This window comes from Lacibacter cauensis (assembly GCF_007830055.1).
GTDB classification, from domain to species: domain Bacteria; phylum Bacteroidota; class Bacteroidia; order Chitinophagales; family Chitinophagaceae; genus Lacibacter; species Lacibacter cauensis.
Genome location: NZ_VLLE01000004.1, coordinates 441,094 through 457,418, shown reverse-complemented (window position 1 = coordinate 457,418; position 16,325 = coordinate 441,094). Strand labels below are relative to the sequence as shown.

Below are 16,325 nucleotides of genomic sequence, written 5' to 3'. Positions count from 1 at the left end.
CGTTTGCTTTAATTGTAAGCACACTAATATTTAAGAGAACTCTACTTCGTTGCGATGATGGTTGTATTGGTCATTTCGAGGTACAAGACATCGCTGAAATTTGAACACGCCTGTTTTAATTTCAAGCATATTGAAATTTAAGAGATCTCTCCTGCGTCGAGATGACGAAAATCGCCGTCATGTCGACGCACGAGACATCACTAAAAGTTGAACATGCTTGCTTTAATTGTAAGCACACTAAAATTTAAGAGATCTCTTCTTTATCGAGATGACGGTTTGGATAAATGCGGATACTTGTTTGAACCTAGACAGAGATTATGTAATGTAAATCACAAGTTCTATTTTACAATTGCTAAACCGTTTACAATCGTATGGCTCATGGCGGATCTGTTTATATTATGACTAATATTCTCCGTACCGTAGTTTACATTGGTGTAACTTCTGAACTTCGAACCAGAATCTTACAACATCGTGAACATTATTTCAAAGGAAGCTTTACTGATAAATACAATTGTACTATTTGTGTTTATTATGAAAACTTCAGTCGAATTGAAGAAGCCATTGCAAGAGAGAAGGAGTTAAAAAAGTGGAACCGGACCAAGAAGAATGAACTAATTACTCTATTTAATTCTCAGTGGATTGATTTGTGGACTGAGATTGAAAAATGGTAGTTTCCTTTTTGAATAATTATTACAGGCATATCTATACCTTTCAGCGAAAAGATGTGACGATTGGTTGATGTAAATTGATTAACACCTCCAATCCGTCATGTCGAGGCACGAGACATCGCTGAAATTTGAACACGCCTGTGTTAATTTTAAGGATGCTAAAATTTAAGAGATCTCTCCTTCGTTGAGATGACGTTTGTATTCGTCTGCCGAGGAACGAGAAAACTCTGAAAGTTGTGAAACCATGCAAATGATTAAACATCTTGAAGTTTAAGGGATCCCTCTTCCGTCGGGATGAAGGTCGAGTTCGTCATGTCGAGGTACGAGGCATCGCTGAAATTTGAACACGCTTGTGTTAATTGTAAGGACGCTAAAGTTTAAGAGATCTCTCCTTCGTCGAGATGACGTTTGTATTCGTCTGCCGAGGAACGAGAAAACTCTGAAAGTTGTGAAACCATTCAAATGATTAAACATCTTGAAGTTTAAGAGATCCCTCGTACCTCGGGATGAAAGTAGCGTTTATAAATTCACATTCACAATCGAAGAAACAATCACTCCGTTGTTGTGTTGAAATACATTTCGTCCGCCGATTTCTCTGCCTAATTGCACAACCTGTCCAAGATAGCCTGCTTCTAAACGAAAGCTTTTTGAAAAACGATAGCCGACTAAAACACCCAACCGGTTCTGATCGAAAATATTTTCGTTTACATTTTTGCCAAAGCTAATCAGTATTTCATCGTAAGCAGCAATGTAGGGTTCTTTATCTTCCAGTGTTTTGCCTTTTAAGGCATGTTGTAAACGCAGCATGTAACGGGCACGGTTCATGAATAACCAATCGTCGGGTTTAACCGATGCAGCCGATGCATAGCGTGGTAACCAACGTTGCTCCAGCATGATGCGGTGACTGATATCAACTGTACCGCTACGTTGCGCCAAGGTAGCTACTTCGTACATGCGGTGTTCGGTAAATTGTTTACCAAAGCCATTGATGGGATAATCGCCATACGGATATGTTTCGGCCCATGCATAACCAATACGTAAGGTGGTACTGTTGTTGGCGTGATAGTTAATGCCGGTGCGCAATAAACTCTGTTGCCAGGTCTTTCCATAATCTTCCCTGCGCCATTGGTATTCGAGATGTGCACTCCATTTGCTGTTAAAACTAAACGTACCGGTTGCTGCGTACCAACCGATTTTGTTGTAATCAATAATGCGGGTGTTTTGTGCAAAACTTATGTTTGTTAAAAATAGTGCACAAACAAGCAGACAACTGATTTGATTCCATTTCATGCCGCAAAAGTAGGTGCAAAACACTAAACAGGCAGATCGCTGAGTTTCATTTCTTCCAATACTTCTCGTGCCGAAATCGCTCCGTTCTTTTTCCATTTTATTAAACGGATCATACCCTCGGCTATTTCAATACCGGTAATATCACCATCACTGTAACAGCAACAACCGGTATTGAAATAATACGGACGCATATTGGCATAGTTGCTGTTTACAAAATCATATTCTTCCTGCCGGAATTGAATTTCTTTGTTGAGTTTTTCAATGACGACCTCGTTGTTTTGCTGCTTGGCTTCGATGAGTTGTTTGTACAAACGTTCCAGGTGTGTAAGCGATGCAAATACGGGTTGATGTGTATGGCCGGTGATGAGCACAGGATTTTGTTCCTGCTTACTCCATTCGTACATAAAACGGTTGTGTACTGTTTTTAATTCTTTACTGGCAGCAGGAGTATTGGGATTGATATTGAGATAGCTTTGCAACGGTCCCCACACTCTCGATACAAACCATGCACTAAACGGATTGCCATCACTTTGTCCATCACCCTGATGGCCATGCGTAAGAAAAATGTCAAACTGTTTTTCGGATAATTTCATTTGCAGTATCACCGCTTCATAAATGCGTACCGTATCTCTGTACATACTCAGCAATTGTAATCCTGCAAACGGATCGTTATTCCAGAACAGATCATGATTGCCGAACACTTTGGTGAAGCGTTGATGATCGAGAAATTTTTTCTCTGCTGCTGTACTTAATTTGTTGTTTGCTTTTACAGGTCCCACTGTGTTCTCCCATAACTCTTCACTATCGCCCAATGCAATCAAGTGAAAGCCTTCGTAGAAATAATGCTCCAATGCAGCGAGATAATTCGGTTCGGCCTGCATAAAATCATCACGTCCATCTTTTGCGCCTTTGTGCTGATCGCTGAAAATGATGAAACGGGCAGTGGTTGCATCTGCTTCAATCAGCAATCCTTTTTTACCGGGATGTTCTTTGGTATGTGCATAGAGTTTGCTTAATGCATCGTGCACACGTTGCTCATCGGGTCTGCTCGAAAAACGATCGGCTAAACGAAGAACAGGCTTTGTTAAAAGCCGCTGTAAAAAACGACGCATGTTTAAAATTAAGCATTCACCTACAACTAATAAAAAAGCTGATGCAGTTCTGCATCAGCTTTTTTAGATAATTAATTACTGTTAGAGTTGTAATCCGAGACGTACAAAGAAGCGCATACCATTGCCACCCATTTGCACAGCATCCCAAGGACCTCCGGTTTCGTTGTTAAAAGCCCAACCTTTTGCACCGGGTGCAACACCCAAATCAGGATGTACGTTGAGCAGATTATCTACACCAGCAAACAATGAAATTTTACTATTGATTTTATAACCCAGGTATAAATCAGTTACCATTTTTCCATTGTAGATATACTGATCAGGAACATATTTCGAAGGATCTGCATCTAATGGCACTTGCGGATTAATGCCTAAACCATCTTCGCCATAACCCAGCAGATCAATTTTGCCGAAGTAAGTTAATCTTGTTCCTACTGTTAATTTGTTGCATCCATATTCGATGTTGAAAGCAAATTTTGTTTTGGGTGCAGATGCAAGAATAAATTTCTGTTCACGTTCGCTTAAGAATGTTGAACGTAAAAATGCCGAACCACTCAAGTTTGAAGGAACATTTATTTTATCGATGGTCATGTTTTGAAAGTTGCCGGTAAACAAAGCACGGATATTTTGTTTGCCCCAACGTTTATTATAGTCCAAAACAACATCAATACCTTTGTTGGTTGTATTCACCGCATTTGCAAAGAACTGTGCATAGCTCACATTCAATGCCTGTAAACGATTAGCCAATGCAGGATCGAGGTTAGGGTCAGCTGCATCAAACTGTCCGCTTAACACAACACGGTCTTTTACTTTCACCAAATAACCATCAATGGTGATGCTGAATTCGCTTACCGGTTTAAAGGTAAAACCAAGGCTCAGGTTGGTGCTTTTTTCCTGTGTAAGTTCGGGTATGCCTGCAAGTCGTGTAAGCTCGCTGTAATTCGGTGCAATTTTTACTTCGGCAATATTACCACCCTGTACAGTAGTGAATGTGGAACTGAAATTAATCTGTTGCAACGATGGAGCACGGAAACCTGTACTGAATGATCCACGCAGGTTAAATGTTGGTGCCAGTTTTAAACGTGCAGCAATTTTGTAATTGTGTGTAAAACCAAAGTCGCTGTAGTTTTCGAAACGTGCAGCAACATTCACCAGGAAATCTTTTGTTATATCAAACTCTGCATCGGCATACGCTCCAAAAACATGCCGTGTATCTGTTACTTCATCGGCAGGCTGATAGCCGGGGAAACCTTGTGCGCCGCCAGCTACATATTTATCGTAGAACGCACTGTATTTATTTGCATTAAAGTTTTTGTAGGAAGCTTCTTCTCCTGCATATAAACTGTAACGTTCAAAACGGTATTCGGCGCCGTATGCAAAGTTTATTTTGGAAGTCAACTCTTTGCTAAGGTTTGCATTGAGTGTGTTTTGCAGGAAGTTGAAACCACCATCATCGAAATGTGTTTGGTTGGGTCCGAGTGAAGCATTGAATGTTTTATCGCCATAGAAATGGAAATTGTTACGGCCGATTGTATTACTGAAATCCCAATTCCATCCTTTGCTTCCTACTCCTTTTATACCTGCTGCCAATGAAAAGTCGTTCACCTTGGTTTGAATGTGCGGACTGTACGTTGTGTCATCGGCCATTACTTTCATGATTGACGGAACATAGATGAGCTTCCAGTTATTATCAGTCGGAAAGCGTTCGGGTCTTGCGCTCCAGTTACGGGTAAACGCATAGGCATCGGAGCTCTTGGCATTGTAACCGCCAAATGCATAAAACTTTGTTGAACCCTGTATTGGAATTTCAGCATTCATAAATAAGCCACCTGCTGTTAAGGATCCATCGCCATGTGCACGGCGGTAGATATTGGTGTACATAAAGTCGGGACTGTTTGGATCGGTATCTAATGCCTGGCGATATGTTTTTCCCTGGCTTAAGAAATTACCCGTGAGGTTCATAAAGCCTTTTTCTGCAATTTTAAAACCATAGTTCATGTTTGCCGTAAACGCATTACCATCTACAGCGCCATCATGTACATACAGGTTTTGTTCTTTCTTAAAGTGTGGATTGTAACGTTTATCGTAGTAGCCACTATAGCCAATGTTTGCATTCAACTTATTTACTGTTTCTTTTAATACAATGTTGATTACACCTGCAATGGCATCGGAACCGTATTGAGCCGAAGCACCATCACGCAATACTTCCACTCTGTCGATTGCACCAACAGGAATCGCACTAAGGTCTGTACCGGAGTTGCCACGGCCTCTTGTGCCAAACACTGCAACGAATGCTGTTTGATGACGACGTTTACCATTGATGAGTACCAATGTTTGATCGGGACCTAAGCCACGTAATGTTGCCAGATCAATATGATCGGCACCATCACTGCCGCTTTGTTTGTTGAAGTTGAAAGAAGGTGCTGCATAATTGAGGATAGAGGTTACATCCATTCTTGCAGTTGGCAGTGCCGCCTGGCCAATGTTCACCACATCAACCGGCACTGCGGTTTCTGTTTTTACACGCCCAATTCTGCGAGAGCCTACCAATACCACTTCTCCAAGATCGGTTGAACCCGGTTCGAGACTGATGCTGAAGGAGGTGGAGGAGCCCACTGACTGTTCTACTGTTTTGTAACCCACAATGCTAAAAACGAGTACATCCGTTGATGCGGCTTCAATGCTGAAGTTGCCATCTTTGTCTGTTGAAGTACCTTTTTTTGTTGACTTTAATAAGACCGATACATCTGCCAGCGGTGAGCCGCTTTTATCGGTTACTTTACCACGAATGGTTTGTTTTTGTGCAAATGCCGGAAGGAGCAGCAATAAAAGCATTGCTGAAAAAAGCAGTTTCAGTTTGATCATCTGTAGTTAGTTTGGTTGTGTTCCCTGAAATTAGTTAAAAAATAAAGGCTTTGCAAAACCTGCATGGGTGAACAGTATACAATTTCTGTTGAGCTGTGGCAGATGCACATTCAAGTGCTTCACTTTCTTACCTTCGCATCCTTACATCAGAGCCTATATGTTACAATCTATCGAACAGATCAGCAGTTTATACCGGGAAGCGTTTGGAGCTGCGCCCTTGTCTATTGAAAAAGTGCCGCAGAGCGGAAGTGATCGTGTGTATTATCGTGTTACCGGTGAACCTACCTGTATTGCTACGGCCAGTAAGAATATCAAGGAGAATCAAACGTTTTTAAAGTTCAGTAATCACTTTAAGAAAAGTGGTTGTCCTGTACCAACGATCTATAAAGTATCGGATGATGAAACCATTTATCTGCAGGAAGATTTTGGTGATGTGTCGTTGCTGAATGAACTGGAGCAGCATGGTTACAATGAACATGTGTATGGATTGTTTCAGCAAAGTCTGCAGAAGCTGGCGCATATGCAGATCAAAGGGCATGTTGATTTTAATTACGACTGGTGTATTACTTCGAAAGAATTCGGACGGCAGGCTATTGTTTCTGACCTGCTGTACTTCCGTTATTATTTCCTGGATACGTTGAAGATTCCTTACGATAAAGAAAAACTGATTGAAGATTTTGAAGACCTGAGTATTTATCTCACACGTGTGGATCATAAGTATTTTATGTTCCGTGATTTTCAAAGCCGGAATATACAGGTGAAAGACGGGCAAGTGCATTTCATCGATTACCAGGGAGGGATGAAGGGTGCGGTTCAGTATGATGTGGCTTCGTTGTTATGGCAGGCGAAAGCCGAACTGCCTGACGAATGGAAGAACAGTCTGCTGGAATTTTATATGGATTGTGTAGAGCAGGTGTTGCAGCAAGAGATCGATCGTACACGTTTTGTCAGTCAGTATAATGGTTATGTGCTCATTCGTTTGTTACAGGTATTGGGTGCATATGGTTTCCGTGGTTTGTTTGAACGGAAGGCGCATTTCTTAACGAGTATTCCCATAGCCTTACGTAACCTGCGTTGGTTTTTAAAGAACAAGCATGTAGGTATTGTATTACCTGAGTTTGAACGTTTGCTGGGGTTGATGGTGGAAGATGACATCATTCACCGGTTTGAACCACCGAAGGCAACAGACGAAACACCGTTGGTGGTACGCATCAACAGTTTCTCGTATAAGCTTACGGGTATACCGAAAGATGAAACCGATAACGGTGGTGGTTTTGTATTTGATTGCAGGGGTATTTTAAATCCGGGTCGAATACAAGAGTTCAAAACACAAACAGGCAGGGATAAGGGGGTGAAAGATTTTTTGGAACAACAAACCAAGATGCCGCAGTTTTTAAACAGCGTGTATAATCTTATTGATATTGCAGTGGAAGATTATATGCAGCGTGGTTTTTCCGATCTGCAGGTGAGCTTTGGCTGCACAGGTGGTCAGCACCGGAGTGTGTATGCTGCTGATGCACTGGCCCGTCATTTAAAAAATAAATACGGGGTGAAGATTGATGTAAAACATATTGTGCAGGAAGCGAAGAACTGGGTGAATGAAACGTATTGAGAAAGAAGTTACGGGTTAAGGGTTGTGGGTTACGGTTGCCGAAGGGTAAGGTTGAGGTTGAGGTTAAGGTTAAGATGCTTTACCGCAGAGAAAGGAGAAAAGGAGTTAAACGCAGAGAAAAAGTTACGGGTTAAGGGTTATGGGTTACGGGTGCTGAAGGTGGAAGGCGTAAGGCTGAGGTTGAGGTTAAGGTTGAGGTTAAGATGCGTTGGCGCAGAGAAAGGAGATAAGGAGTTGAACGCAGAGAAGAAGTTACGGGTGTGATGAAGGTTTATGTGGCGAACAGTTTTGCTGTCATACCGACGTAAGGAAGGATCTGCTGAGTGAATGCAGGTAATACTAAAATTGATTAAGTACAGCGTATATGAAAGCAATGATTTTTGCAGCGGGTTTGGGTACACGGTTTAAGCCGTGGACGGAACATCATCCCAAAGCGTTGGCGTTGGTTAATGGAAAGAGTTTGCTGCAACGCAATATTGAATACCTGCAGCAATATGGCATTACCGATGTGGTGGTGAATGTGCATCATTTCCCCGATCAGATTATTGAAGCGGTTGAAGTGAATAAAGGATGGGGCAGTAACATTCTTATCAGCGATGAACGGGATGCTGTGCTGGAGACGGGCGGTGGGTTATTAAAAGCAAGACCTTTGCTGGAAGATGATGAACCGTTTGTGACCATCAATGTGGATATTCTTACCAATCTTAACCTGCATCAATTGTTAGCGTATCATCAGCAACACAAACCACTTGTTTCGTTTGGTGTAACTAACCGAAAAACTGCACGTAACTTTTTATTTAATGCAAACGATCAACTGTGTGGTTGGCGCAACCTTACTACCGGTGAAGAAAAAGGTCCGGTGCTTACCTATACAGCAGATGAAAAAAGTCAACTCGTTGCTAAAGCCTACAGTTGTGTGGTGGTGTTTGAACAACGCTTCTTCTCCCTGGTGAAACAAACGGGTAAGTTCTCGTTAACGGAGCCGTATTTAGATCTTGCTGCAACGCATACCATTCTTGGGTATGACCATAGTGGGGATGTATTGGTGGATGTGGGAAAGCCGGAGAGTGTGGCGGTGGCGGAAGCGTACTTTGATTAGCGCTTCTATTTGATCATTCAGATGTTTTGGTTAGTTGTTTTAATGCAATTATTCTGCTCGTTCTTTTGTCTTGACAAAAAAGAACCAAAAAGTCAAGCAGGGAATTATTACCCCAAATTCCCTGCATCAGCCTTGATTTAGCAGTTGTACTACTGTAGTGAAAAGCAGTTGTGGTTGCACGATCATCCGATGTGACACAGGTTGTGTTTGATTATTGCCACATCTTATTTCAGAATACTATACTTTGATGTAAATCTTCTTTCTGTCTAACCAATAACAAATGGCCCAATACATCATGATCATCGAAATGGCGTACACAAGTGAGCCGTTTTCGGGGAGGCCCGGTATTTGTTTGCAGATTTTTTCGTAGAACCAACCAAAAGGGCTGAGGTATTTCTGAACGCCTTCATCCGTTAATCCGTTGGGGATGCGGATCAAGCCGAGCAGTCGTGGTAAGATGCCACTCAATACAAAAATGAACAAGGGGTTTTTGCCAAACACATCAAAGAACTTCAGCAGGAATCCTTTGGCCTGTTTAAACTCAATGAAATAAATCATGGTGGCAATGGTATAGATAGCAAGGCCGGTTGTATAGAGGGTGTAAGAGCTGGTCCATATTTTTTTATTGATAGGGAAGGCCATGCCCCATGCGAGTCCGCTTATTGTAAGGATAGTTGCTGTAACAAACAAGGCACTTACCATTTCAAACGATTTGCCTTTCTTCTGTATATAATCACCAACTAAGTAACCAAAGATTACCTGTACAATGGCGGCGAAAGTGCTCATCAATCCTTCGGGATCGAAAGGCACGCCTTCGCCTTTGTATAAATGCGCTTCGCCAAAAATGTCTTTATCAATGTTATTGCCAAACCATCCGTTTAAACTGTAAGGATCGCCGGGTGTACCGGCCTGTAAGCAGAGTATCCAATAAAATAATAAGAGTACAGCTCCCAGCACGAAAGCTCCTCTTTGTTTAAAATAGTACACTGCAACCGATGCAAAAAAGTAACTCAATGCAATACGTTGCAATACGCCCATGATGCGCAGGTTGCTGAAGGGTTTGAATACGATTTGATCAGCTTCCCATTTGATAAACGGGCTCCAGTTAAGGAGAAGACCGATAAGGAAAATCAGCAGTGTGCGTTTGATGACTTTTTTCCAGAAAACGGCATCGCCTGCCTGTTCCAGTCTGGGCATCACAAAAGACATGGCATTGCCCACGGCAAAGAGGAAGAACGGGAACACCAAGTCGGTGGGTGTGCAACCATGCCAGGCAGCATGTTCGAGCGGGGCATAAATATGCGACCAGGAGCCGGGGTTGTTAACGAGGATCATGAGGGCAACGGTGGCACCACGGAATACATCGAGGGAGTAAAAGCGCTGGTTCAAAGCAATTGTTTTGTTGAAAGTAAGAAGGTTTCTGGTTTTTGGTTGCAAGTTTCCGGTTGTGGGTTACAGGTTTCTGGTTGCAGGTTTCTGGTTACCGGTTAGGAGTTATGGGTTATGGGTGGGCGAGTTGCAGTTTTGGCGCAGAGAAGGGAGAAAGGGAGTTGTAACGCAGAGGGTTGTTCGTAGCTGCGGGTTAAGGGTTAAGGGTTGCAGGTTTCTGGTTGCAGGTTAGGAGTTATGGGTGGGCTGGTTACAGGTTAAAGGTTACGGGTTTGGCGCAGAGATCCCGATAGCTATCGGGAGAGAAAAGGAGTTGTAATGCAGAGGTTGTTGGAGGGAAAGGTTGCGGATAAGGGTTAGGGGTGTGTCGTAATTTTCGGGCTATGTGGCCTTTGAGTGGGCTTTGGGTGGGAGTAAGACGGGAGTTGCATGGGAGTAAAGTGGCTTAAAAGACGAAGGATGAACGAAGGATGGTGGGAGTATCCCGGACGTTACGGGTTAGGAGTGATGGGTTAAGGGTGGTGTGGTTGCAGGTTGTAAGTTAAGCGTTATGCGTTACGGGTGCGAAGGTCGCAAATTGCAGGTTACAGGGTTGGCGCAAAGGAGGGAGAAAAAGAGTTTTTTACGCAGAGGTTGTTAGTGGTTAAGGTTTAAGCGTTACGGGTTAAGGGTTATGTGCTACAAGTGTGTCGGATTTTTAGGTGTTTCATGCTCTATATACGCTTGATCTATGCTTGATCCTGCCTTGATAGTGGCTTCAGCAGCGAAGCATGAACGGAGGCTGAAAGGATGGTGGGAGTATCCTGCATGGAGGACGAGCCATGGATATGACCATCTTCGGGCGACTAAGTGTAAAATATTATTTTTTCGAGATTGGTACTCAACCATTAACTTGCAGGGCATTAACACATGGGGAAAATTTGTCGTGTGAAGGGATAGGGTTTTGGGGATGATAAGTCTTTAAACGACATATATTTGCATCTATGAAAACGGTGCTCCGGCACAGGGAATTGTATTGTGAAACCGAACAACCAACAAGTACAACTGCATTGCAGTTCAACATAATTTAAGAGATGGAGGGTAAACGAGCCTTATGGGTTTGTTTGCCCTTTTGTCTTATATAGCTTACAGGCAATTTTTGTAGCTCAGTCTTTTTTTTGAAGGATGTGACTGAGGAGGCGAAGCTTTGGGGTAAATTGTGTGGGGGTAAGAGAAAAAGAGTGAAGAAATAAAGGAGGTTGCGGCGCTTGCAAGCAGAAAGGTCTCACAGATTTCGCAGATAGGATGGATGAATTGCTGCGCTGCGCTTGCAATGTGGTTGGCCACAAATGGCACCGATTGACTCGAAAATTGCTGCGCTGCGCTTGCAATGTGGTTCGGCCACAGATAGACGCAAATGAACGCAGCTTGTTGCCTGTCATGAGGATCTATAGCAGCAAACAATTAATAAGCAAACTCCGGTATGAAGGTAGAGCGGTATTGGTATGCAGTGTATACAAAACCCCGTTGGGAAAAGAAGATCTGCCAGCAACTGGAGCGGAAGGGGCTTGTGTATTATTGCCCGATGACCAAGGTGCGGCGGAAATGGAGCGACCGCTATAAGGTTATCGAAGAGCCTTTGTTTAAGTCGTATGTGTTCGTGCATGTAAACGAGGCAGAAAAGCCGAGGATTCGGCTTACAGATGGTGTGGTTAATTTTCTTTACTGGAACGGGAAGCCGGCGGTAATCAAGGAAGCGGAGATTGCGATGATCCGCAAGTTTCTGAACGAGTATAAAGATGTGGAAGCAAGGCCGATTCAATTGGCAGAAGGACAGAAAGTGCGGGTTAAATCGGGGCTGTTGATGGATACGGAAGGGATTGTGATTAAAGTGACGAACAATAAGGCGTATGTGTTACTGGAAAGTCTGGGTTATGAGTTGAGTGCGCAGTTTGAGAAAGGGAACCTGGAGCCGGTGGAGTTAAGAGGGAAGGAGTAGCATAAGATAAAGGATTGTTCGCTGCGCTTACAATGGTTCACCGCAGAGAAGAGGAGGGAAGGAGAACGCAGCGTTGTTTGTTGCAGCACGAAAGACACGAACTAACACAAAGGTTGCTGCGCTGCGCTTGCGAGGGTTGGCCACGGATGGACGCTGATAAACGCAGATTGTTGCTGTGCTTTGCTTGCAAGTGTCAGGCCACGAAGGGCACGAATTAACACGAAAGTTGCTACGCTGCGCTTGCCAAGGTTGGCTCACGGATTTCGCAGATGGCACAGATATATTGCTGCGCTTCGCTTGCAAAGGTTGGCCACGAAGGACACGAATTAACACGAAATTTGCTGCGCTGCGCTTGCAAAGGTTGGCCACGGATGGACACTGATGAACGCAGATTGTTGCTGCGCTTGCAAGGGTTAGGTCACGAAGGACACGAATTAACACGAAATTTACTGCGCTGCGCTTGTCAAGGTTGGCTCACGGATTTCGCAGATGGCACAGATATATTGCTGCGCTTCGCTTGCGAGGGTTGGCCACAGATAGACGCTGATAAACGCAGATTGTTGCTGCGCTTCGCTTGCAAGTGTCAGGCCACGAATTAACACGAAATTTGCTGCGCTTCGCTTGCAATTTGGTTGACCACGAAGGTCCATCTTGCGTTCAAACTTCGGAGGACGAGGTACAAATTGACACGCAGTTTGCTGCGCTGGGCTTGCAAAAAGAGGCCTCACAGATTGCACAGATGGGTACTGATGAACGCAGATTGCATAGAAGAAAGGCAAAGCGATACACGAAGTGTTCAGAAGCAACCTCGCTGAATCGAAGGAGCAAGAGTGCCAACCAATAAAACAGCAAAGTCGACGTTTTTGAACTAATTTTTCAGTCATCCAAATGATAAACATGATACGCACACATATACTACCGGCAATCGTTTTTCTGTTGCTGTTGAATTCCTGTGTTTCGCCTGAGCAGCTGCGCAAGGAAACGGTTTATTTCAATGAAGGCCTGGATACCGCCCAACTGAATACGTACCAGCTGGTGGAGCCGGTGATCCAGAAAGGGGATTTGTTGCAGATCAGTATTTCGTCGAGAAGTTCTTCTGCGAACCAACTGTTCAGTCAGAATTATACGAGTGGACCTACCGGTGGCGGAGCAGCCAGCAGTGCAGGAGCTTCGGCAGGGGGTAATGATTACCTGGTTGATATCACAAGCGGAGAAATCAAGCTTCCGTTACTGGGCATCATCCATGCGGATGGTATGACCAAGCCAGCACTTGAGCAAGAGATCATCAAAAGAGCAAGTGAATACCTGAAAGAAGACCCGATTGTGAATATCCGGTATAAAAATTTCCGGGTCACTTTTCATGGCCAAGTAGGTTCTCCGGGCCCGGTTCTTTCTACTTCGGAACGCCTGACTTTCCTGGATGCTTTAGCAGAGGCTGGTGGTATTGAAAAAGGGGGTGATTTAAAAAATATCCTTATCATCCGTGAACAGAACGGGAAGCGTACCATGCATACGGTGGATCTTACACGTGGTGATTTTTTTCAATCGCCGAATTATTACCTGAAGCAGAATGATATTGTGTACGTACAGCCCACTAAACGTTACCTACAGTCAACCGATCAAACTACGCAACGGACATTTCAATATGTGTCCTTTGGTTTGAGTATTGTTAACCTTATTGTCATCCTATCTACTTTATTCCGTTAAAATCAAGGCATGTCAAACGAATTTGCGCATCTTCAATCCAGCGAACAGGATAATAAGCTGCTGAGTTTAAAGGAAATCCTGTTCAAATACATCTCTAACCTGCCGTTGTTTTTCTTTTCGCTGGGTATTGCCCTGATTGTGGCGTGGGCTTACCTGCGCTGGAGTACTCCTTTGTACACGGTGTACAGCAGTATGATCGTGAAGGTGGAGAATGCCACCAATATCAAGAGCAACGATAAGTTTGCGAGTGTATTTAACCCGGTGGACAAGATCAATACGGAAGATGAGATTGACCTGATGCGTTCCAAAGAGTTTTTGAAACGGGTGGTGGACAGTCTGCACCTGAACAACCAATATATTGAGCATGGAAAAGTGCGGAGCAGTGATGTGTATCTAAATGCCCCTTTTATAGTGGAGGTGGTACAAATTGCTGACAGTAATGCCTATTATGGTTTTGATGTTGTACTGGTGGACGGGAAACGGTTTAAGTTTAACAAGGAGCAAAACGTAAAGCAGTTCTATAGTAATATCGATGTTAATGGTTCTGTTTTCCGGGTGATTCCAAAACCGGGTATTGCAACTGCTGCAGGCCGTCGGTTTACGTACAAATGGCAACCTTCGAAGGATGTGGCGGGGGGTATCAGTGGTTCCCTTGGAATTTCGGCAAAAAGCCGAAATTCCAGTGTATTGAACCTGAGTTTTACCACTGAGAATAGTGATAAGGGGATTGCCATCCTGAACCAGGTGATGGCCGAGTATGGCCGTTACAACGTGGAAGACAAGAGCCGGATTTCGGCGAATTCTTTGAAGTTTATTGTTGACCGTTTATCTGAGGTGGAAGGCGATCTTGGTACGGTGGAATCGAATATCCAGAAGTTCCGGAAGGATAACCAGTTCCTGGACATGGAAGGACAATCGGAAATGTTTATGGATGAAATCAGCAAATCGGAGCAGGAGCTGATTACCCAGGAAATGCAGATCAGGGTACTGGATCTGCTGGCCAAGTATATTGGCGACAAACAGAACGCTTATAATATTACTCCGACAACGTTGGGCATTGCAGATGGAACATTGTCGGCTTTAGTAGCAGATTATAATCAGCTTATTCTTAAGCGTGAAAATGAATTACGTTACAGCAAGCCCAACAGTCCGGCTGTGCAGGAAATTGAAGCGGCTATTGAAAAGACCCGGACTTCGATGCAGGAAAACCTGCGGAATATCCGCAGTTCGTATGTGTTGAACCGGAACGAGCTGGAGCGAAGGGCCAATAAGGTCAGAGGTGAAATGTTTGCTTTGCCGGAAAAGGAAAGCCAGATCCGGGAAATCAAGCGGCAGCAGCTGATCAAGAACGAACTGTACACGTTCCTGTTGCAGAAGCGGGAGGAGACCGGTATTCAGTTAGCCTCACTGGTTTCGAACTCGAAGATTTTTGCGGAAGCGGAAGGCAGCAGTGTACCTATTTTTCCGAAACGCAGAAATGCGTATATGCTGGCTATTTTCTTTGGTATCCTGATCCCGGTACTGATTATCCTGATCCGTGACCTGATGAATGACCGGGTGACGACCAAAGCCGATATTGTGAAGTACACTCATATTCCTGTTATCGGGGAGCTTGGTCATAATGATAAGGCGGAAACGCTGGTTGTTGTAAAGAACAGCCGTACAATCCTGGCTGAGCAGTTCCGGATCATCCGCACCAACCTGCAGCCGGTACTGAAGAGGGAACGCACTCCCGTTATCCTGGTTACATCTTCTTTCAGTGGTGAGGGTAAATCGTTTGCGGCGACCAACCTGGCTGCTTCGATTGCTTTAACCGGTAAGCGGACCGTTATCCTGGAATTCGATTTACGTAAGCCGAAAGTGGTGAGTGGTCTGGGTTTGCAGCGTGCTTTTGGTATTACGCATTTTGTGATCGGTAAGATTGATCTGCAGGAATTGCCGATCAAGGTTCCGGACACGGAGAACCTGTTTGTTATTGCCTGCGGACCGACGCCTCCGAATCCTTCGGAAATGCTGCTTGATCCGAAGATCAAAGAGTTGTTTGAATTTTGCAGAGACCATTTTGATGCGGTGATCATCGATACGGCCCCGGTTGGCCTGGTGAGTGATGCGATGACGTTGGCACAGTTTGCGGATGCCAGCCTGTTTGTGATCCGCCAACGATATACGTTCAAAAAACAACTGCAAATGCTGGAGGAATTGTACCAGCAGAAGAAATTCCCTGCTACCAGTGTGGTGGTGAATGATATTAAAGTGGAAGGTTATAACAGCTATTACGGGTATGGCGGTTACGGGTACGGCTATGGTTATGGTTATGGCTATGGGTATGGCTATTACGATAATGATCCGAAGAAGAATAAGTGGTATAATAAGGTGCTGGAGTTTGTGGGGATCAAGTAGGGTTAAAGATGCGGCGCTACGCTTGCAAGGGGTGGCCACGAAGGACACGAATTAACACGAAGGTTTAGCCGCCACAGATTGACACGGATGGACGCAGATGCCCTTCGGCGTTGCTCAGGATGCCACGAAGGACACGAATTCACACGAAAAGGGGTGGCCACGAATTGATACGAAAAGTTGCGGCCACGAAGTACACGAATTGACACGA

At 44.2% G+C, this 16,325-nt stretch carries 10 protein-coding genes; 6 read left to right on the top strand and 4 right to left on the bottom strand.

Annotated features, from left to right (window positions below; all coding sequences use genetic code 11):
- The first annotated feature begins 371 nt into the window (after positions 1 to 371).
- Positions 372 to 671 (top strand): GIY-YIG nuclease family protein, encoded by a 300-nt coding sequence (locus IQ13_RS12090; protein ID WP_144886637.1) that lies wholly within the window; start codon positions 372 to 374, stop codon positions 669 to 671.
- A 516-nt stretch (positions 672 to 1,187) separates the two neighbouring features.
- Here IQ13_RS12090 and IQ13_RS12085 read toward each other — a convergent pair.
- The 3 genes from IQ13_RS12085 to IQ13_RS12075 form a co-directional block, all read right to left on the bottom strand.
- On the bottom strand, positions 1,188 to 1,958 hold the full coding sequence (locus IQ13_RS12085; RefSeq protein ID WP_144886636.1) for a DUF2490 domain-containing protein: 771 nt from the start codon (positions 1,956 to 1,958) through the stop codon (positions 1,188 to 1,190).
- Positions 1,959 to 1,981: 23 nt separating this feature from the next.
- Complete coding sequence (locus tag IQ13_RS12080; RefSeq protein ID WP_144886635.1) at positions 1,982 to 3,070, bottom strand: metallophosphoesterase family protein; 1,089 nt, start codon at positions 3,068 to 3,070, stop codon at positions 1,982 to 1,984.
- Positions 3,071 to 3,151: 81 nt separating this feature from the next.
- Positions 3,152 to 5,932: a TonB-dependent receptor gene (locus IQ13_RS12075; protein WP_144886634.1), complete on the bottom strand. Its 2,781-nt coding sequence runs from the start codon at positions 5,930 to 5,932 to the stop codon at positions 3,152 to 3,154.
- 157 nt (positions 5,933 to 6,089) lie between these two features.
- Here IQ13_RS12075 and IQ13_RS12070 point away from each other — a divergent pair, with 157 nt between their 5' ends.
- Positions 6,090 to 7,544, top strand: a complete 1,455-nt coding sequence (locus tag IQ13_RS12070) for a RapZ C-terminal domain-containing protein (protein WP_144886633.1) — start codon at positions 6,090 to 6,092, stop codon at positions 7,542 to 7,544.
- A gap of 364 nt (positions 7,545 to 7,908) precedes the next feature.
- Positions 7,909 to 8,643: a sugar phosphate nucleotidyltransferase gene (locus tag IQ13_RS12065; RefSeq protein WP_144886632.1), complete on the top strand. Its 735-nt coding sequence runs from the start codon at positions 7,909 to 7,911 to the stop codon at positions 8,641 to 8,643.
- A gap of 237 nt (positions 8,644 to 8,880) precedes the next feature.
- Here IQ13_RS12065 and IQ13_RS12060 read toward each other — a convergent pair whose 3' ends face one another.
- Complete coding sequence (locus IQ13_RS12060; protein ID WP_144886631.1) at positions 8,881 to 10,032, bottom strand: acyltransferase family protein; 1,152 nt, start codon at positions 10,030 to 10,032, stop codon at positions 8,881 to 8,883.
- Positions 10,033 to 11,494: 1,462 nt separating this feature from the next.
- On the opposite strand from IQ13_RS12060, the gene nusG reads away from it, so the two are divergent.
- The 3 genes from nusG (at position 11,495) to IQ13_RS12045 (ending at position 16,117) form a co-directional block, all read left to right on the top strand.
- Positions 11,495 to 12,010 (top strand): transcription termination/antitermination protein NusG, encoded by a 516-nt coding sequence (nusG, locus tag IQ13_RS12055; protein WP_144886630.1) that lies wholly within the window; start codon positions 11,495 to 11,497, stop codon positions 12,008 to 12,010.
- A gap of 897 nt (positions 12,011 to 12,907) precedes the next feature.
- The gene (locus IQ13_RS12050) at positions 12,908 to 13,717 is read left to right on the top strand and encodes a polysaccharide biosynthesis/export family protein (RefSeq protein ID WP_158637383.1); all 810 of its coding nucleotides are present in this window, start codon (positions 12,908 to 12,910) and stop codon (positions 13,715 to 13,717) included.
- A gap of 9 nt (positions 13,718 to 13,726) precedes the next feature.
- Positions 13,727 to 16,117: a GumC family protein gene (locus IQ13_RS12045; RefSeq protein WP_144886628.1), complete on the top strand. Its 2,391-nt coding sequence runs from the start codon at positions 13,727 to 13,729 to the stop codon at positions 16,115 to 16,117.
- Positions 16,118 to 16,325 lie beyond the last annotated feature (208 nt).

Bases quoted from the DNA above. Each gene is read 5' to 3' on its own strand.
- IQ13_RS12080 (WP_144886635.1), bottom strand. From the start codon at position 3,070: ATGCGTCGTTTTTTACAGCGGCTTTTAACAAAGCCTGTTCTTCGTTTA.
- IQ13_RS12090 (WP_144886637.1), top strand. From the start codon at position 372: ATGGCTCATGGCGGATCTGTTTATATTATGACTAATATTCTCCGTACC.
- IQ13_RS12085 (WP_144886636.1), bottom strand. From the start codon at position 1,958: ATGAAATGGAATCAAATCAGTTGTCTGCTTGTTTGTGCACTATTTTTA.
- IQ13_RS12065 (WP_144886632.1), top strand. From the start codon at position 7,909: ATGAAAGCAATGATTTTTGCAGCGGGTTTGGGTACACGGTTTAAGCCG.
- IQ13_RS12045 (WP_144886628.1), top strand. From the start codon at position 13,727: ATGTCAAACGAATTTGCGCATCTTCAATCCAGCGAACAGGATAATAAG.
- IQ13_RS12050 (WP_158637383.1), top strand. From the start codon at position 12,908: ATGATACGCACACATATACTACCGGCAATCGTTTTTCTGTTGCTGTTG.
- IQ13_RS12075 (WP_144886634.1), bottom strand. From the start codon at position 5,932: ATGATCAAACTGAAACTGCTTTTTTCAGCAATGCTTTTATTGCTGCTC.
- nusG (WP_144886630.1), top strand. From the start codon at position 11,495: ATGAAGGTAGAGCGGTATTGGTATGCAGTGTATACAAAACCCCGTTGG.
- IQ13_RS12070 (WP_144886633.1), top strand. From the start codon at position 6,090: ATGTTACAATCTATCGAACAGATCAGCAGTTTATACCGGGAAGCGTTT.